Genomic DNA, 19,275 nt, shown 5'->3' with positions numbered 1-19,275 from the left:
TTACAGGGGTGACCCAAATGATCCATTGAGTTTAAATCTCTACACGTATTGCCATAATGAGCCTATCATGTACTTTGATCCAACAGGGCATTCAAGAGAACCATCAGCCGAAGATTTCCTTCGTCAAATTTATGTGGCGAAGAGACGTTGGGAACTTGATATAAATAGGGAATCATCAAGAATTCATGCTGAGAACGCAAGAGCAGAACTTAAAAATACATCTGAATATAATAATCCAGATATCAGAGAAATGATTGATGATTATTTAAGTAAGGATTATGGTGGAACAATGCAAGATGTCTTAGAATTATACAGAGGTATTCAAACAAATAAAATAAGCACTAGTGATATTGATAAAACTACTCAACCATCTCAGGGAATGGGTAATAATATATTGCCAGCGTCTAAGTCTGTCGCAACAGAATCAGCACTACCACCTTTAGAATTACTTGGGCAAGCTGAAGTTTCGGCTACTTGGGGTGGGGGCGCACGGCAAAGCGTAGCGTTGACAGACCTAGAAACGGGGTTAACATTTAATATTTCTTGGGCGGCAAGTACATGTGGGTATCATACTGATTGGTCTCCTATGACCTCGGAAGATACTGATATTATAAAAAGTATCCTCCATCCAACTGGAGGAGTTGACTGGTCTAATCCGGACTCTTGGTCTTGGAGTGCTAGACCCGGTTATATCAATATAGATGACCGGAGAATCGCTGTTGGTTTTCATCTTCGTCCTCACGCAATGAATTTTGTGGAAGGTAATGACTTGCCTAACGAGAGCAATACAAGGCCAGCTGGTGGATGGCCTGTTGGAGGACATATGTGTATGTTCTATGGTTCAGGTGGTGGTGGTGCAGCAGGTACAATGAATGCGTGTAACGATGCAGCAGAACTAGCATATAATTGGTACGCACGATAAGAACGTGTAAGGAATTTAGCAAAACGAACTTCTAATTAGTGCAATATGGAAGAGGAGTGAAATTATTATGAAAAAATATATTTATTTATTATTAATATGTTGTATATCGCTTGGTCTTGCTTTGATGCTTAGTGGTTGTGGTGATAACGTCGAACCTATCTCAACGCCTGAGTCAACAGATCAAGCAACGCCTGAGTCAACAGATCAAGCAAGGCCAGAGCCAACAGATCAGGCAACGAATGGATCAACAGATCAAGCAACGCCAGAGCCTACAGAAAGCATATTGTCGGTTGCCGAGGCGCAGGATTTATTAATCGAGAGTTTTGACGGATATCATCACAGAATAGAGTATCTACCGAACACGAAAAAACGAGAGGACGGCATTCTACAATACGGTTTTTCAGTAGATTATTCTGAGAGCTACCGCAACCCTCCTCCTAATACCATTGCGTATGCTTGGGTTAACTCGGTTACAGGGGAAATAAGAATTGAAGAAAGCGATTTATACGCCAATATACCTGACAGTAAGTTCCCTGTTCCAATGATTAACGGTGAGATAATTTCCTATGATTATTTCTCACTTCCCAATCATGTGACTGGTTTAGGTTATCATTTTTCAGATGAGAACGTTATGGAAATGGAAATATATCAAGAACAGCTTAGAGAAGCGGGTTTTGTTGACCACGGAGAGGTTATGGCAATTGCTTCAATGTGGTCATATAAGAGGGATAAGGACGGGGCTAAACTTGTGGTTGAGTTGCGTAATGGAGGAGACGGAGGAAACTTTGATATATCTATGTACGTCAGCTATTGATTATGTCAAACTAAAATACCAAAGACATTTTGACGTTGAATTAATAACAGAAAGCACATCTGCTAGTGATTTTTGGAGAGGTAGCATTTTTAGCAAATGGTCTATTCAAAACAATTAGCATAGTATGTTTATAGACGCAGAATCTCCAAGGATTAAGCAAATTGTAATGCATAAGTTTGAGCATAAACTTGGTATAGAAGAAATATATACAAAGAAAGATTATGTACCTGATACAATGCACTTTAATGGTTATTATTGGATATCGCACATACAATAATAGCAGGTGCAGCAGGTATGAATAGAGTTACAGATAATGAAAGGTTGGAAAATAACAATTTATATGAAAAGCAAAACAGTTTCTGTAGAAGCTATTGAAGAAGGAAATATAATAAAATTTATTGAATATGAATAATTATTAAACCGCAATAAGTTACATATTTAGTCTATTACTAAATTAACAGGTAATAGTAAGTAAATGCGCAGAGGTTTTGTAACTGATGGTGAAATGGCATTATTGCACGCTTATGGAAGGGTAAAAGAATTTGAAGTATTTGGCAATCATAACACAACAATAACTTGGACAGAAGGAGAAAGATTAAATACTAGCGAGTTAGATTGCATTTCAAATGATAGCACTCGAAGAAATGATGGGATGAGGAGACAGAGATAATGAAAAAAAAATACATTAAAATTTTTTCAGGTGTAGTTTTAGCAATAACAGTATCTTTATTACTAATAATTTATTTTGTATACAAAGGTTATTCTGGAGAGAGAGAACTTGAAATACCCATTAACACCATTGAAGAAATTCGGATTTTGGAAAACGAATATAAAATTAATACATTACATTTGTTTGAAATTGAAAGAGTTTGGCTAACAAGAGGGAGAGATCATTCTATAAGAATGGAGCTATCAATGAAAAAGAAAAATTTCAACTTATTCTTGGAAGGAGTAGAATTCGATTACAGGGAAATTACCAAACCTAATGAATATGACAAGACCTTTTCATCTGTTGAATTTGATGAAAATTGGGGTGGAGTAGGGATTAATTTAAAAAATATTAATGATGAAGATATTATCGTAAGAATAACAAGAACTGCAATTATAAATAAACCCGAAACTTCAGAGTTTCTTAACAAGTTTAGAAGGAATTGGTAAACGGGTTCCCTTGGAAGCTATTTTAACTTTAAGATTTCCTTAGAATCACGGAGGAGGTACGGAGACGGTTCTTTTAAGGAAGAATCGTCTCGTTGACCTTCTTTAAATCTAAACCTTATTACTATTTATATACTCTTATAATTACAAACTAAAACATAGTGAGAACAGTTTGGGAATGTTCTCAAACATATAATGCAGCAGGAAATCAAGAAACAAAGACAGAATTTATAAATGGGAAAAATAAGGGGAAAACATCTTATACATACGATAATTTAAGCAGACTTGAAACTGTAACAGAGCCATCTTTAAGAAAGACAACCTATGCTATGACAGAGCTGGTAACAGAGAGGTTAAAACCAACACCAAGGGCAGAACTGTTGTAAATATCTATAATGGTGAAGGATTAAGGGTAGCAAAAGAAGTAGCCGGATCTTTGACAAGATACTTATATGAAAACTTAAATGTTGTATTGGAAACTGATGCTAATGGCAATCAGACAGCAAGAAACCTATACGGATTAAACTTACTTATGAGAGATGTTGACGGTGAAAGCTACTACTACATGTATAACGGCCATTAATACCTCAACAGGTGAAATTGCCGCAACCTACTACTACGATGCCTTTGGTAATATATTAGAAAGCACAGGGGATGTGGATAATAATATAACTTACGCAGGCTATCAATGGGATGAAGAGACAGGACTTTATTACCTGAATGCAAGGATGTATGACCCCAAAATAGCAAGATTTTTGCAAGAGGATACCTATTGGGGTGACCCAAATGATCCACTAAGTTTAAACCTCTACACGCATTGCCATAATGAGCCTATCATGTACTTTGATCCAACAGGGCATTCAAGGCAATATAATTTACAACTTAGAAGTGCAGCAGAAAAATATGACTCTAACGCTGTTGATTGGGATTCAGATAGCAAAATGGCAACAGTAACTATTGGAGGTGTTAAAAAAGACTATTATGTAAGGGCTGGTGGAAAGGTTTATGCTTATGGAGGAAAGCAAGTTGGCATATTGAATGATGAAAACAATATAATGGTTAATAAAAGTGAGTTTTATAATGATTTTAATATATCTTCTAACACATTTTCATATATATTTTATGATTCTAATGATTTTTATGCTAGGTCAGTAGCAAAGAGGACTAGAAAAAAACATGAAAAACAATATGATACTGTTATAGTACAAGGATTTGATTACACACCTGATTTTGCAAAAGCATGGAATGATATGTAAAATGTAGTAGAAGAGATAACTATAATTGCTCATGGCTCTTATGATATGGTAGATTTTTCCCACGAAACTGAAAAAGATAAAAGCAAAAAAAGTAATCAAGTAACAACATTAGCAATAAATAATCCAGATTCAGAGCCTGTAATAAATTCAATAGAAACTGACCACGTTGAAATTAGAGAATTAAATGCTAAAGCTATCGAAACATTAACATTAATTTCTTGTAACACGGGTCACTTAGATTATTTTGGTGACTATCCTTATGATGAAAGAAATGTTGCAATTGAGTTTTTAGACGTGCATAAAATATCGTCAGTTTATGCTTATGATGGAAATGCTGGAGCTATTCTTGGGGTTGGCTATACGTATACACCAGTTTTTCAACAAGAAGAATTTTATGATATATTAGAAAACGTTGGAGTTGAGAAGAGAAAACCAGAAGGTATGGTGAAGTATTATATGGCTGATAATAAAATCCATGTAGAAATACAATAGTTTAAATACAAGTATAGGTGTATAATGATTTATATAATATTAGTCAAGATAAAGCTTTGAGATACATAGAAGTGCTATAATGTATCTCAAAGCAAACATTTAAAACATATTGTTAGCAAGAGGTGTTCAGAATGAAAAAAATTATTTTTTTATTAATACTGTTAATTATTGCTGCAATAATAGTATTGCAAATAAATAAAGAAACTAACCCTGATGCTGTTAGATTCAAAGATTCTAATTTAGAAAGAGTTATAAGAGAAGAAATAGATAAACGAAGGGGAGATATTCTTAAAAGTGATCTTGAAGAAATAACACAGTTATTTGCAGAAAGAAAAGGAATAAGTAGCTTAGAAGGAATGGAATACTTAGTCAATTTAGAATGGTTGATTTTAAACGAAAATAAAATAACTGAGCTAGAACCATTAGCTAATCTAACTAAATTAAAATTGTTATCTATTAATCAGAACGAAATAAGTGACATATCTCCATTGGCTAATATTACTAGCTTAGAAATTATAAGTATGTTTAAAAATAAAATAGAGGATATATCACCATTAGATAACCTTGTTAATTTATATAGTATACATCTAGGAAATAATCAAATAAGTGACTTAGAACCATTAGCTAATCTTACTAACCTAGATGAATTATTATTATATTCAAACAAAATAAGTGATTTAGAACCATTAGCTAATCTTGCTGATTTAAGAATTCTAAAATTAGATTCTAACCAAACTAGTGATATATCAGCTTTATCAGATTTAAAAAATTTGATAAAGCTAAATTTAAGTCATAATCAAATTAATAACCTATCGCCATTAGCTGGACTTAAAAATTTAGAGGAAATAGAATTAAATTCAAACCAAATAAATGACTTATCACCATTGTCAAATCTCGAAAATTTGACAAAATTATACTTGCAAAGCAATCAAATTATTGATATAAGTCCATTGGATGAACTTATATATTTATATGATTTAAACATACGTGATAATCCAATTGAATAAACTTACGAATAATTAAGTATTTGGAATTTTGGTGAGCTTTTTAGCCTTGACTTCAATTGACACTGCTAGAAATAACAACAAGAGTTGATGGTGGCGTAACAGAGACAACAGTGTACGATTATGACGACAACGGTAACCAGCTTACACTTACAAGAAATGGAGAAGTTGTAACAACAAATAGATATAACGAAAAGAATCAATTGGTTGAAACAAACACTAAAGGCAGAACTGTTGTAAATATTTATAATGGTGAAGGATTAAGAGTAGCAAAAGAAGTAGACGGATCCTTGACAAGATACTTATATGAAAACTTAAATGTTGTATTGGAAACTGATGCTAATGGTAATCAGACAGCAGGAAATCTATACGGTCTAAACTTACTTATGAGAGATGTTGATGGTGAAAGCTACTACTATATGTATAACGGACATGCAGATGTAACTGCACTTATTAAAACCACAATAGGTGAAATTGCTGCAACCTATTACTACGATGCCTTTGGTAATATATTAGAAAGTACAGGGGATGTAGATAATAATATAACTTATGCAGGCTATCAATGGGATGAGGAGACAGGACTTTATTACCTGAATGCAAGGATGTATGACCCCAAGATAGCAAGATTTTTACAAGAGGACACTTGCAGGGGTGACCCAAATGATCCATTGAGTTCAAATCTCTACAAGTATTGCCATGATGAGCCTATCATGTACTTTGATCCAACAGGTCATTCAAGGCAATACAAGTTACAACTTAGAAGTGCAGCAGAAGACTATGCCGCTAACGCTGTTGATTGGGATTCAGACAGCAAAATGGCAACGATAACTATTGGAGGTGTTAAAAAAGACTATTATATAAGGGCTGGTGGAAAGGTTTATGTTTATGGAGGTAAACAAGTTGGTGTATTGAATGATGAAAACAATATAATGGTTAATAAAGGGTATTTTTATAATGCTTTTGATATATCTTCTAACACATTTTCATATATATTTTATGATTCTACTGATAAACATGCTAAAAATGTAGCAAATAAAAGGAAAAAAGGATTCGATCACACACACGATTTTGAAGATGGATGGAATGAAATGGAGGGTAAAATAAAACAAGTTATCATAGTAGCTCATGGTACTCCAGAAACAATAGAATTTGGTCGGCATAATGAGGATTCAAAGAGTTACTTAGTGATAAAAGATGGGGTTTCTGAAGCCACTAGAAAAATAAGTGGTACTGATGATGTTGAAATCAGTGAATTAGAGACTAAAATTATTGATACATTGACTTTAATCTCTTGTAATACTGGTCACTTGTGTCATAAAAGAAATATAGCAACTGAGTTTTTAACAGAACATACAATATCAAAAGTTTTTGCTTATGATGGAAACGTAGCTTCATATCCAATATTCCATTTTACTTATATCGGATTTTGGTCTCATCAACAAAGAGAATTTAATGATTATTTAAGTAAAAATAGAATGATGTGTCCATTTGAAAGTGAACCTAGAGGTAAGATTGAATATCTTAAGTCTGAGAACACATTTATTAATGAGGCTGAGTTTACTGCAGGTAATGTTAGATATGTTAATGATGGTGGATTTTTCATAGACTGAATAGAATAAAAAGTATTTCGAGTATATTTGTTTTAACAAATAATTAAAGAGGGGGGCATTATGAAAAAAAATATTATTGTTTTAATGCTAGTTGCTATTACATTAATTATAATATTTCAAGTAACTAAAGAAACTAACCCAGATGCTATTATATTCAAAGACTCTAATTTAGAAAGAGTTATAGGAGAAAAACTAAATATACCAAGAGGAGATATTCTTAAAAGTGACCTTGAAGAAATTACTGAGTTACGTGCACAAGGCAAAGGAATAAAAAAATTAGAAGGGATAGAATATTTAGTTAATTTAGAACAGCTATTTTTAGAAAGAAATGAGATAAGCGACTTAGAGCCATTATCAAAACTAGATAAATTAGAACTTTTATTTTTGCAATATAATGAAATAGATGATATCTCACAATTAGCCAATTTAACTAATTTAGAACATTTAGTTATAGGGTATAATAAAATAGATGATATATCACCATTAGCTAATCTTACTAATTTGATATCCTTAAGTATGTCTCATAATAGAATAGAAAGCTTAGAACCACTATCTCAACTGATTAATTTAGAGGGTTTACTTGCACATAATAATAAGATAGAAGATCTTTCGCCATTAGCTAACCTCACTAATTTGTGGGAGCTAGTCCTAAGCTCAAACCAAATAACTGACATATCACCTTTGTCAGAACTAAAAAATTTGAAAACTCTAAAATTAGGTCGGAACCAAATAAGTAATTTTTTACCTTTAGAAGATAATCTTAGTAGCATACCGACACTAGAGTTAAAGCCGCAGTGAACTCGTTTAGTTAAAGCTAAGCATCGAGTCTTCAGGTGGAGACTCAACTCCACCTGAAGATTTATAAGAGGAACTCCGCCAAATAATATTTTGGGAGTTTCGCAGCTGTCTATGTAACTCATACAGAATACAACTATTTAGTTAGACATAGGGGTGCTAGGAAGGATTTTATAGAGTTGATTGAAGAAGAAATAGATTATATTAAAAATAATTCTTATGAGTACGAACATTATTCAGATGAAGGAAGTAATGAGCATTATAGAAATGTTCGAACTGATTTTTATCAAGAAATAATTAATATTAATCTAAATTATGATGATGCTAAATCTAAAATGGATAATGAGCCAGAAGAGATATCTCGAATATGTAATTAGGGAGGTTTTAATGTATGAAAAACAGACGAGCAAACAAAATGGTTGTTTTATTAATTTTTACAATGTTATTTTTTTTAAATGGTTGTAGTGATAAAGTAGATTCATTAGAGTTGTCTCCTTCATTGACAGAATATGAAAAACGTGCAGAGGAATTCTTTACTGTTTATTTTGAATTAGCAGATGAAGTTGATGAAGGAGAGAGACTTGAAGAGTTTATAGATGTTATTTCACGTAAAGAAGATAAAATAGAATTAATGGAAGAGTTGCTTGAGAAAATCAAGAATGTAGCTCCTGAAGAAAAAACTCAAGATTTTCGAAGGATGGAGTCTAGAGTTATCGACCTTAAAGAACTTTATGAGTATTCTCAAAAAAGTTTTGATAAGTTATCTACAGAAGAAAAGAGAGATATGGGACTAAAATTAAGGCATTTGAGGATGCATTTAAACCGTTGGAATAATGGAGAAGATACATATTTGTGGTGAAGCCTATATAGGCTAAACTTACTTATGAGAGATGTTGATAGAAGTGCAGCAGAAAATATAATACTGATTCTGATGCTGTTAAATGAAATCCAGATAGCAAAATGGCAACTATAAGTATTGGTGATGTTAGCAAAAATTATTATGTAAGGGCTGATGGAAAGGTTTATGTTTATGGTGGAAAGCAAAATGCCATTGACCACATTAATCTTTACAGTAAAAAAGCAAGGGTTCAGAGTACACATTACATGGGGGCAATAAAAATGGAAAAAATAATTGTTAGAAATAAGGTATTAAATAAAGGATATACATCATCAAATTTTATACGTATGACCGCAGATTACAGTTTTAAATCATTTGATGATTTTATAAAAGAATATGGATTAGGCAAAATTATGAATGAATTATTTGAAGAGTACATTAATTCAGGATTGTTAAGCGAAACAGTTATTTTTAAAAATTATAAAAAAATCCTTCTTGAAGGAAGAGATAATGAGGATTTTAAAATAATGTATAAAATCGATCAAGACTTTTGTGTTTCTTTAACTGAAAACATTTATATTTATCACATAGTTCCTCCGATAGAAATTATGAAAGAAAAACTTATTCCATGGAACTATTTAGATAGCAAAATCTATGCAGGTGATACATGGTGGGATGATGACGATACTATCATAAAAGATATAAAAAAGTTATCAATTGTGGATTTTATTAAAAAATATAAAGCTTATTAGGCTGGTGTAAGTTGCAAAAATTCAATTTGGCTAAAACATGAACCAATATTTAATAAGTAAAGCAAGTGGCACATACAATTTTATACTTTTAAAATAATAATAACTTAATCAAAAAAAGCTGTAGGTTGCAAAAATTAAATAGGGCTAAAACTTTTGCTAATATTAGCAATTTAGACAAATGCAACTTAAAACAAAATTAGAGCTGGAGTTCTTTTTGAAAGATATTCCATATCTATATTTACACAAAAATAAATTTTAGTCTAATCAAATGGTTAATGAAAGTTAGTTTTATAATGATTTATATAATATTAGTCAAGATAAAGTTTTGAGATACATAGAAGTGCTATAATGTATCTCAAAGCAAACATTTAAAAAATATTGTTAGCAAGAGGTGTTCAGAATGAAAAAAATTATTTTTTTATTGATACTGTTAATTATTGCTGTAATAATAGTATTGCAAATAAATAAAGAAACTAACCCTGATGCTGTTAGATTCAAAGATTCTAATTTAGAAAGAGCTATAAGAGAAGAAATAGATAAACGAAGGGGAGATATTCTTAAAAGTGATCTTGAAGAAATAACACAATTATTTGCAGAAAGAAAAGGAATAAGTAGCTTAGAAGGAATGGAATACTTAGTCAATTTAGAAACGTTAAGTATATATTGGAATGAAATAGACGATATATCACCATTGGTTGAACTTACTAGCTTAACAGATTTGAATTTATATTGGAATGAAATAAGCGATGTATCACCATTAGCTAATTTAACTAATTTAGAAGCTTTAAGCTTAAGGAAAAATAGAATAAAAGACATAGAACCACTATCGCAATTAACTAGTTTAAAGTGGTTAACGTTAAGCGATAATAATATAGGGGATATATCTGTATTATCTAATCTTACTAATTTAGAAAACTTAAGCTTATGGTCAAACCAAATAACTAACATATCAGCTTTATCAGAACTAAAAAATTTAAAGAAGTTAGATTTAAGCTATAACCAAATAAGTGACATATCACCATTGGAAGAGCTTACTAATTTAGAAGATTTAAATTTAAGCTCAAATCAAATAAATGAAGTATTGTCATTGTCAAATCTCAAAAACTTGACAAGGTTACATTTGCATAGAAATCAAATTAGTGATATAACTCCATTGGATGAGCTAGGATCTCTATATGATTTAGGAATACTTGATAATCCAATTGAAAGTAATTCCAATTAATCAAGCATTCAAAAACAAGTCATGCAGCTTTGGTGTATTTTAGAAGTGGTTTTTAACTGTTGAGTTGCTAATTGCTTGTTAAAAAATAAAGGGGAGTATTATGATATGTATAAAAAGTCATTAATATTTATTTTAATAACTTTAATAATAACGTTTACAGGTTGCAACTCAAACAACTATTCTATTACAAAATTCACACAAGAACCTGTGGTTACAACTATTAATAAATCAGAAGCAATTGTAAAAATTACAATGTTAGTGTATCATAAAGATGGTTTTGTAACGAAAACAGAAATGATTCAAGAAAATGTTCTTAAAAATGGAAATGCTGATGACTTGAAAGTATATTCTAAATCTGTAGAAGAAACATTCAATAACGAAATATTTAATATGGAAGGTTTTGAATATTCATTTAAGTTGAAAGATAAAGTGCTTGCTTTTACAACAACTTATAATTATACTGAAATGGATATCAAGCAAGTTTTAGAAAATGGTAAAGAGTTAATGCATGTTAAATCTGCAATTGATGAAAATTACAAAATAACTTATTATAAACTAGTGGAAAGCTATATTGAAGTAGGTTTTGTTGTTGAGAAAGAGGAACTATAGAAGCAAAACTTTATTCATCAAATACTAATGCTGACAATAATTGTTGAGAATCGATGCAGTAACCAATTGAAGAAAACTGACAATTAACAAAACATTAACAGGAGATTTATATATAATGCCATTAGATGAAACTTCTGAACAAATACTTTAGGAGTTCAGATATTGAGATATATAATAATAAAATGAAGGAAAGAGGATTTTGAATGTTGCAACTGTTTAAAATGTTAATAAATTGTATTATAAATCCTTCACAAATAATTAGTTCTAGCCATTATTTGGATAATTATAATAAAAGAAATATGAAGATATTAATAATTGTTTTAGCTACAATTTTATCAATATTGCAATTTGTTTTTTATAGTACATATTCTGTTTTAAGTATACAATTTTTATATGTGATATTATTTATAACGCCAATAATATACCTAATTAATAAAATTATAGTAGCAGTATATTACTTAGTTTTTAAAAAATTTATTATTCAACCAAGTAGTTTCAAAACTTTTGAAAAGAAACTATTGCCTTTTGTTGCGATTCTTCTAGTTTTTTCTATAATAACATTTTTTGTAAATTATTACTTTTACAAATTATTTTCTTATTTATCACATTTTCTTGTTTTTACATGGTTTAATTTACAAGTATATAGAGTATTGAAAAATCAATCAGAAAAAAGATATATAAATGCTATAGTGAAAAAGTTTTTAGTTATAATATTGATAGCAATATCCTTAATATCTTCTCAAATTGTGTTAAATAACATTAATGAAAAGAAAGAACAAACATATAGAATTAGAGAAGAGGTATTTGAAGTTTCTTCATATGGTTATAATATTTTGGTTCAAAAAATGGATTCTAAAGAAAATGTCAGTGAAGAAGAAACATATTATATAATTGAAAAGGTTAAACGTCATGGATTAGATACATTATCTGAAGATGAATTTGAATTAATATTAGCGATAATTAATATGTGCGATGCTTCAAGTAGATACTTTAACTATAAAGAAAATAATAATGTAGAGGGCATGGAAGAGCAATTAAATATTTATGAAAATTCTAAAAATACAGCTATGGAGTTATTATATGGATTGCAATAAATATTATTCATAAAGCTAGTGAATTTATTTAGAGGGGGCTAAATATCGAAGCTTCAGTAGGAAACTATGATACTAACTAAAGCTAACTATTATGAGCTTGTGAATGATACTAGTATTATTAGCCTTGGGGTTTTTCAATTGCCGAATATACCAATCAAAAAACGTTATTAAATAAAGAAAGGATATTTTTGCTATGGAACTTACATACAATCAAAAAAATAAAGAAGGGAAACATTCGATATTTGGAATAATATCATTAGTCCTAGGGATATTTGGGGTAGTGCTATCTTTTTTTATATTTTCATCATTATGGATTTATATTTATGGTGATATAGTAATTGGAACAGAACTTTTAAGAGATGTTTGGAATATAGGTGGTAAAATTGAAGTAGTTATTAAACCATTAGGGTTAATACTAGGAATTGTTGGACTGTTTCAAAAGAACAAAATAAAAACATTTGCTGTTATTGGAGTTATTATTAATATAATAGTGATAGTCTGGTCTTTATTACTCCGTTTTGGATTTATTATATAAAGAACGCAGGGTTGCCAACAATTTTTTATGCCTAGAATAATATTGGTAAACGTCTTAGTAAGGTGACTGTGATAGAAAGCTGTAAGAAAAGAAATATTAGTGTTTAAATTAGAAAAAAGAACCTAGAAAGTGGTTAAAGATGGATATATAAACTCAAATGCTTCTGCAACATATAATTATTATCCTGACGGAAGTAGAGAAAGTGTTGTATATGAAAGTGGTTTGAGTTCAGAGTATACTTATTATGACAATGGACTATTAAAAACTCTTACAAATAAAGAGGCAGATGGCAGTGTAATGGATGAATACTCATATACATATAATGCGGCAGGAAATCAAGAAACAAAGACAGAATTTATAAATGGTGAAAACAAGGGTACAATAGCTTACACATACGATGATTTAAACAGACTTAAAACTGTAACAGAGCCATCTTCAAGAAAGACAACCTATGCTTATGACAGAGCTGGTAACAGAGAGGTTGAAATAAACACTAAAAGCAGAACTGTTGTAAATATTTATAATGGTGAAGGATTAAGGGTAGCAAAAGAAGGAGAGTTGTATTCTATGAGTGTAGAATACAACTTAAGAGATTTTTATAACTGGAAAACTGGAAGTGATAGTTTTGGTGGATTTGTAGTCGATGGTGAAATGGCTGAATTACATGCTTATGGAAGAGCTAAGGAATTCGAAGTGTATGGAACTCATAATATTACAATAAGCTGGACAGAAGGAGAAAGATACGATATCCTTGATTCTAAAAATGTTTCACATGATTGTACTAGAAGAAACGACAGAATGAGAAGACAAAGACCACGAATAAATGATACAAGGAGGTAAATGTATTGAGCAAAAAAAATTTATTATCATAATTTTACCAACAACATTCACCCTAATAGCTGTTTTTCTTATAGGCATCTATATGTATAAAGGTCTTACTACTAGAGTAACTGAAGTTAAATTAGAAAGCTCAGAAGAAATACACATTTTAGAAAAGGAATTCAGAATTTCTACATTACACTTATTTGATATAGAAAGAGTATGGGTAACATCAAGAGAACATGACTTAGGATTAGAATTATTTATCAATAAAAACGACTTAGACGTCTTGCTGCAAGGGATAGAAATTCCATACAAAGAAGAGTCAAATACACAAGAATGCGATAAATATGATATAATATACTCGTATAAAGCAGATGAAGAGTTTTGGGGAAGTGTAACAATTTTTGTTAAAAACATCAATGAAGAAGATTTTATTAATGTAAAGATAGTCAGATACAGCCTAAGAAAGCGTGATGAAACAATGAATTTAATTAACAGATCCATTAGAAATAAAAGATCTCTATTTAATTTTGATTTTACATGAAGCTGTGCCTTGCAATAATTCAATCTGGCGTAAGCTTCCCTTGGGAGAACGGAGACGGCAGATTGTTCTAAAATAGAAGATTGTGTGCGAAACTGAGTTAACTTAAAGTGAACTCGTTTAGCTAAAGCTAAACATTGAGACTTCAGGTGGAGACTCAACTCCATTCGTTCTTCTTCTAGTATTTCGTTTAATATGGTGCACCGTCAGGATTGACTTATAAATACGTATAAAGATAAACGTATCAAATAATACCTGTCCTAATTTAGTAAATATTTACAGAATATGAATTGAAGCAACTGTTGAAAGCATTATAACCAATTTACAGAACCCCAAATTTACTAATGGTAATTACGTATATTTAAAACCAGAAGAGTATACTCCAAGGGGACACTACTTTTTCGGATTTATAAGAAAAGACTTGGGATGGAGAGTAGTAGTAAATAAAACTCAAATAGATGTAAATGTAGAGGTTAACCATAAAAACGAACTTGTTTTTGTAAAAGAATAAAATATATGTTAATAAAACTAAGCAAAAGACCTCGGGTGAGGTTACTGTGGTCTTTTGCTTAGTTTTAATTAGAACGAATCAATTATATTTAAAACATACCGTGACATTAACATGTAGTCAGTTGAATCAATTTCACCATCACCAGTTATATTTGCTACTGATTCGGATAAAGTGTAGGCAAGTTATCCATTATTTAATTAGAGAGGTTTTAATGTATGAAAAACAGACGAGCAAACAAAATGGTTGTTTTATTAATTTTTACAATGTTATTTTTTTTAAATGGTTGTAGTGATAAAGTAGATTCATTAGAGTTGTCTCCTTCATTGACAGAATATGAAAAACGTGCAGAGGAATTCTTTACTGTTTATTTTGAATTAGCAGATGAAGTTGATGCAGGAGAGACACTTGAAGAGTTTATAGATGTTATTTCACGTAAAGAAGATAAAATAGAACTAATGGAAGAGTTGCTTGAGAAAATCAAGAAGGTAGCTCCTGAAGAAAAAACTCAAGATTGTCGAAGGATGGAGTCTAGAGTTATCGACCTTAAAGAACTTTATGAGTATTCTCAAAAAAGTTTTGATAAGTTATCTACAGAAGAAAAGAGAGATATAGGACTAAAATTAAGGCATTTGAGGATGCATTTAAACCGTTGGAATAATGGAGAAGATACATATTTGTGGTGAAACCTATATCGGCTAAACTTACTTATGAGAGATGTTGAGGGTGAAAGCGACTACTACATGTATAACGGCCATATATTAAATCACCATAGTTTTCACTTACTAAAAATAGATAATCTTGATCATATACTATTTCTTCAGCTATTCCACCATAATACTCAAATGCATTTTCATGCATTCTTATAGTATCAGCAGTAGTAAAAGGCCTGTCCAACCATTCACAATACTTATATCGTGAATGTGATAATATAAAACACATAACATAAAGTCTTATATGCTTACCATTTGCATCAGATACTTTTATGGTGCCAAAGTCCACCTAGATTTGTTTACCCAATCAGTAATACTGGCAATTTCATCTTCCCATATTTCTTTTTCTTTTTTATTTTTCATTTCACAAGTAAAAAACATAATGACATCCGAATATAAATATAATTTCCAGTACTTTGACCACGTATTTGACAATTACTGGTAAATGTCGTAAAATCTTATTGATCGAAAACTGTTAATTTTATTATACCATTCACACTACTTACATTATACCATTTTTCATATCAAGGAACATATTTTTAATGTCTTAATTTCTAAGATTTAAAATCTATATAGATAAATGAAAAATATAGTAATTTGTTAATATTATAAAAAACAGCGTCTGAAAACCCATCTTTACTTGCCGGCTTTAGCCGTGGGATGAAAGACGCTCTTGCCAATAGGTAAGCATTTTCACAATATATGTTGTAGTAAAAAATAAATACTGATACAATATCAATATGAGACAAGAATATAGAAGAACAAAGAAAACGGTATCATTAATCAACTACCATTTTGTTTTTTGTCTACGATATCGTAGAAAATTGCTTGTTGGTAATGTAGAAACAAGATTTAAAGAACTATTGCAGGAAATTTGCACAGATTTAAAGCTTGAAATTCTTGAAGTAGAGTGTGATAAAGACCACTGCCACATGTTTTTGAATGCATTACCAACACATAGTCCATCTGGCATAATGGCTCGTATAAAAGGGGTGACTTCTAAAAAACTTAGGGAAGAATTTAAACATTTGAGCCATATGGTTAGTTTGTGGACTAGAAGCTATTTTGTATCGACGGCAGGAAATGTGTCAAGTGAAACAATTAAACGCTATGTTGAAGAACAAAAGACAAGGGGGTGAAAACTTGAAAAAAACTGTTAAAATAAAGATTTTACTGAAAAAAGAACAAATTAAGATACTTCAAAGAATGTCTCTAGAATATATCCAATCAGTAAATGCACTTGTACAAAGCATGGTTGATGCAGGCAAATAGTGAATTTTGCAATACAAAACAATGTTTCTGAAATTCGCATGGAAAAGCTTGCGAACATAAGGAACATGGCAAGAACAAGCCGTAAAAACGAAAAGAACCTACGCACATGGTCATTCTATCGGTTAGCCCAATATATTGAGTACAAGGCACTTTTGGAAGGTATTAGGGTTGAGTATGTCAATCCAGCACATACTTCACAAATATGCCCTTCATGTGGAAAGCTTAACAAGGCTAAAGATAGAACCTATAAGTGTGCGTGTGGATATAAAAATCATAGGGATTTAGTGGGTGCAAGAAATATAATTAATGCACCTGTGGTAAATGGTAACAGTCTATCAGCCTGAGTTGCTATATGCACTGGCTCAGGAGGGGTAATGGAATACCCTAAGCTTGAGGTCATACTCCGATAGCAGAAATGTACTTCGGTTTAATCAGTCAAGAATCCCATTCCTTTAGGTGTGGGAGTGTCAAAATTATAAATAAAGGGTGATATATATGAAAAGACAACCTGTAGGCGTAGATGATTTTAAAAAGATAATTGAAGAAGATTTATATTTTGTAGATAAGACATTATTTATAAAGGAAATAATTGACGATGGCTCGGAAATTATTTTAATTGCACGTCCAAGAAGGTTTGGGAAGACACTTAATATGTCTTTATTAGAGTATTATTTTGAGAAAAGCGAAGAAGATAACAGTTATATGTTCAAGGATTACAAAATATGGGCTCAGGGTGATAAATACAGGGAAGAGCAGGGGAAATATCCAGTCATAACCTTGACATTTAAAAATGTAAAAACAAGTAAATGGGATATCAATTTTGAGCTTATAAAAGATGTAATTCAAGTGGAATTTAACAGGCATGTATATTTAATGGATTCAAAAGAAGTGACATTGTCTGATAGACAAAACTTTGAAAAAATAATTTATGGTAAAGCCAGTTACAATAATTATGTAAATAGCATAGCTGTTTTATCTAGAATGCTTTATATGCACCACAAACAATTACCGTATGTGCTTGTAGATGAGTATGATACAGTTTTAAATGAAGCATACATACATGGACATTGGCAAGAAGCTATAGAATTTATAAAAGCTTTTATGAATTCAACATTTAAAAACAATAAAAATTTGCACAAAGGTGTTTTGACAGGTATTTTTAGAGTGGCAAAGGAAAGTATATTTAGTGACATGAATAATCTAAATGTGTGTACTATATTAAGTGATAATTACAGTGAATATTTTGGATTTACTCAAAGTGAAATAGATGAAGTTTTAAATTATTATGGAATAGAAGAAAAGGAACAAGTTAAAGATTGGTACATTGGGTATTTGTTTGGCAAAAAGAAACAAAGAGTTATTTACAATCCTTGGTCAATTATTATGTATATACATAAGGGAATATTAGAGCCATATTGGATAAATACAAGTGGAAATGCAATTATAAAAGAGCTTGCAACAACAGGGGATAAAAGTATACAACTAGACATTCAAAATATAATTGAGGGTGGAACTGTAGATAATGTAAAGATAGATGAGAATATAATATATAGCGAGATAAAAAAGTCAGAAGAGAGTATATGGTCATTTATGTTAATGAGTGGTTATTTAAAACCATCTAAATTATACTTAAAAGAAGAAGGAGTATATTGTGATCTTAAAGCACCAAATAAAGAAGTCTTTCACTTTTTTAGAAACATTTTAAGAAGTTGGTTGAGTGAGACTATAAAAGGTGGAAGTGTTGACGAGATGCTAAAGGCATTACTTTCAGGAGATGTAGATACATTTTATGAGATTTTTGCACGTACAGTTATAAATGTTTTAAGTTATAATGATGTGGGAGAAGATAGAGCAGAAAGTTTTTATCATGCTTTTGTATTGGGGTTGCTTGTTAACATAGACAAAGAATATGATGTAAAGTCAAATAGGGAATCGGGATACGGAAGATATGATGTCATTATTATACCAAAGGATAAGAGTAAAAAGGGTATAATAATTGAGTTTAAAAAGGCAAGTAATTTAAGAGGTGAAACGATAGAACAGGCATTAAAATCTGCTTTAAAGCAGATAGAAGATAAAAAGTATGATGAAGAGTTAAAGGGATTTGGAATAAATGATATTATTAAAATAGGTATTGCATTTAAAGGTAAAGAAGTTAGAGTTGACACGGTTTAATTCAATAGTACAGGAGGGAAACCATGAAAAAGATACCTTATGGTGAAAGCAATTACAAAGAAATTATAAAAAACAGCGTCTGGAAACTCATCTTTACTTGCCGGCTTTAGCCGTGGGATGAAAGACGCTCTTGCCAATAGGTATTT

At 30.8% G+C, this 19,275-nt stretch carries 25 protein-coding genes and 1 pseudogene; 25 read left to right on the top strand and 1 reads right to left on the bottom strand.

Annotated features, from left to right (window positions below):
- The 21 genes and pseudogenes from RBH29_RS15630 to RBH29_RS15530 all read left to right on the top strand — a co-directional run.
- Positions 1-922: pseudogene (locus tag RBH29_RS15630) on the top strand (hypothetical protein); the annotation flags it as partial.
- Positions 923-989: 67 nt separating this feature from the next.
- On the top strand, positions 990-1,736 hold the full coding sequence (locus RBH29_RS15625) for a PT domain-containing protein (protein ID WP_306697912.1): 747 nt from the start codon (positions 990-992) through the stop codon (positions 1,734-1,736).
- A 475-nt stretch (positions 1,737-2,211) separates the two neighbouring features.
- Positions 2,212-2,406: a hypothetical protein gene (locus tag RBH29_RS15620; protein WP_306697911.1), complete on the top strand. Its 195-nt coding sequence runs from the start codon at positions 2,212-2,214 to the stop codon at positions 2,404-2,406.
- Positions 2,406-2,894 carry a hypothetical protein gene (locus RBH29_RS15615; RefSeq protein WP_306697910.1) on the top strand — a complete coding sequence of 163 codons (489 nt, stop codon included), beginning with the start codon at positions 2,406-2,408 and terminating at the stop codon, positions 2,892-2,894. Before RBH29_RS15620 ends, RBH29_RS15615 begins: the two co-directional genes overlap by 1 nt.
- A 158-nt stretch (positions 2,895-3,052) precedes the next feature.
- Positions 3,053-3,277, top strand: coding sequence for a hypothetical protein (locus RBH29_RS15610; RefSeq protein ID WP_306697908.1), 225 nt, complete (start codon positions 3,053-3,055; stop codon positions 3,275-3,277).
- Between the two features lie 50 nt (positions 3,278-3,327).
- Positions 3,328-3,474 carry a hypothetical protein gene (locus RBH29_RS15605; RefSeq protein WP_306697907.1) on the top strand — a complete coding sequence of 49 codons (147 nt, stop codon included), beginning with the start codon at positions 3,328-3,330 and terminating at the stop codon, positions 3,472-3,474.
- The gene (locus RBH29_RS15600; protein WP_306697905.1) at positions 3,440-4,147 is read left to right on the top strand and encodes an RHS repeat-associated core domain-containing protein; all 708 of its coding nucleotides are present in this window, start codon (positions 3,440-3,442) and stop codon (positions 4,145-4,147) included. Before RBH29_RS15605 ends, RBH29_RS15600 begins: the two co-directional genes overlap by 35 nt.
- 45 nt (positions 4,148-4,192) lie before the next feature.
- Entirely contained in the window at positions 4,193-4,639 is a 447-nt protein-coding gene (locus tag RBH29_RS15595; RefSeq protein ID WP_306697903.1) for a hypothetical protein, read from the top strand.
- Positions 4,640-4,770: 131 nt separating this feature from the next.
- A complete protein-coding gene (locus RBH29_RS15590) occupies positions 4,771-5,646 on the top strand; it encodes a leucine-rich repeat domain-containing protein (protein WP_306697902.1) in 876 nt (291 codons plus the stop codon).
- A gap of 56 nt (positions 5,647-5,702) precedes the next feature.
- Positions 5,703-7,253: an RHS repeat-associated core domain-containing protein gene (locus RBH29_RS15585; RefSeq protein WP_306697900.1), complete on the top strand. Its 1,551-nt coding sequence runs from the start codon at positions 5,703-5,705 to the stop codon at positions 7,251-7,253.
- A gap of 60 nt (positions 7,254-7,313) precedes the next feature.
- Entirely contained in the window at positions 7,314-8,051 is a 738-nt protein-coding gene (locus RBH29_RS15580; protein WP_306697899.1) for a leucine-rich repeat domain-containing protein, read from the top strand.
- A 176-nt stretch (positions 8,052-8,227) separates the two neighbouring features.
- Entirely contained in the window at positions 8,228-8,425 is a 198-nt protein-coding gene (locus RBH29_RS15575; RefSeq protein ID WP_306697897.1) for a hypothetical protein, read from the top strand.
- 14 nt (positions 8,426-8,439) lie between these two features.
- Positions 8,440-8,907 (top strand): hypothetical protein, encoded by a 468-nt coding sequence (locus RBH29_RS15570; RefSeq protein WP_306697895.1) that lies wholly within the window; start codon positions 8,440-8,442, stop codon positions 8,905-8,907.
- Between the two features lie 101 nt (positions 8,908-9,008).
- The gene (locus RBH29_RS15565; RefSeq protein WP_306697894.1) at positions 9,009-9,638 is read left to right on the top strand and encodes a hypothetical protein; all 630 of its coding nucleotides are present in this window, start codon (positions 9,009-9,011) and stop codon (positions 9,636-9,638) included.
- A gap of 421 nt (positions 9,639-10,059) precedes the next feature.
- Complete coding sequence (locus tag RBH29_RS15560) at positions 10,060-10,860, top strand: leucine-rich repeat domain-containing protein (protein WP_306697893.1); 801 nt, start codon at positions 10,060-10,062, stop codon at positions 10,858-10,860.
- Between the two features lie 105 nt (positions 10,861-10,965).
- Positions 10,966-11,469 (top strand): hypothetical protein, encoded by a 504-nt coding sequence (locus RBH29_RS15555; protein WP_306697892.1) that lies wholly within the window; start codon positions 10,966-10,968, stop codon positions 11,467-11,469.
- Between the two features lie 650 nt (positions 11,470-12,119).
- Positions 12,120-12,563 carry a hypothetical protein gene (locus RBH29_RS15550; protein ID WP_306697890.1) on the top strand — a complete coding sequence of 148 codons (444 nt, stop codon included), beginning with the start codon at positions 12,120-12,122 and terminating at the stop codon, positions 12,561-12,563.
- 193 nt (positions 12,564-12,756) lie between these two features.
- On the top strand, positions 12,757-13,098 hold the full coding sequence (locus RBH29_RS15545) for a hypothetical protein (RefSeq protein ID WP_306697889.1): 342 nt from the start codon (positions 12,757-12,759) through the stop codon (positions 13,096-13,098).
- Between the two features lie 129 nt (positions 13,099-13,227).
- On the top strand, positions 13,228-13,938 hold the full coding sequence (locus RBH29_RS15540; RefSeq protein ID WP_306697888.1) for an RHS repeat domain-containing protein: 711 nt from the start codon (positions 13,228-13,230) through the stop codon (positions 13,936-13,938).
- Positions 13,939-14,020: 82 nt separating this feature from the next.
- Positions 14,021-14,464, top strand: coding sequence for a hypothetical protein (locus RBH29_RS15535; protein WP_306697887.1), 444 nt, complete (start codon positions 14,021-14,023; stop codon positions 14,462-14,464).
- 723 nt (positions 14,465-15,187) lie between these two features.
- Positions 15,188-15,655, top strand: coding sequence for a hypothetical protein (locus tag RBH29_RS15530; protein ID WP_306697885.1), 468 nt, complete (start codon positions 15,188-15,190; stop codon positions 15,653-15,655).
- A 22-nt stretch (positions 15,656-15,677) separates the two neighbouring features.
- Here RBH29_RS15530 and RBH29_RS15525 read toward each other — a convergent pair whose 3' ends face one another.
- On the bottom strand, positions 15,678-15,971 hold the full coding sequence (locus RBH29_RS15525; RefSeq protein WP_306697883.1) for a DDE-type integrase/transposase/recombinase: 294 nt from the start codon (positions 15,969-15,971) through the stop codon (positions 15,678-15,680).
- 451 nt (positions 15,972-16,422) lie between these two features.
- Here RBH29_RS15525 and tnpA point away from each other — a divergent pair, with 451 nt between their 5' ends.
- The 4 genes from tnpA to RBH29_RS15505 all read left to right on the top strand — a co-directional run bounded on the left by tnpA (position 16,423) and on the right by RBH29_RS15505 (position 19,129).
- Positions 16,423-16,821, top strand: a complete 399-nt coding sequence (gene tnpA, locus RBH29_RS15520) for an IS200/IS605 family transposase (protein WP_306697882.1) — start codon at positions 16,423-16,425, stop codon at positions 16,819-16,821.
- 4 nt (positions 16,822-16,825) lie between these two features.
- Complete coding sequence (locus RBH29_RS15515; protein WP_306697881.1) at positions 16,826-16,954, top strand: hypothetical protein; 129 nt, start codon at positions 16,826-16,828, stop codon at positions 16,952-16,954.
- Complete coding sequence (locus RBH29_RS15510; RefSeq protein WP_306697880.1) at positions 16,954-17,298, top strand: transposase; 345 nt, start codon at positions 16,954-16,956, stop codon at positions 17,296-17,298. The genes RBH29_RS15515 and RBH29_RS15510 overlap by 1 nt, the downstream gene beginning before the upstream one ends.
- Before the next feature lie 151 nt (positions 17,299-17,449).
- Positions 17,450-19,129, top strand: coding sequence for an AAA family ATPase (locus tag RBH29_RS15505; RefSeq protein ID WP_306697879.1), 1,680 nt, complete (start codon positions 17,450-17,452; stop codon positions 19,127-19,129).
- Positions 19,130-19,275 lie beyond the last annotated feature (146 nt).

The organism is Herbivorax alkaliphila (assembly GCF_030848475.1).
Classification (GTDB): domain Bacteria; phylum Bacillota; class Clostridia; order Acetivibrionales; family Acetivibrionaceae; genus Herbivorax.
Note: the sequence above shows the minus strand (reverse complement) of the source record. Positions and strands in the feature narration are given on the sequence as shown.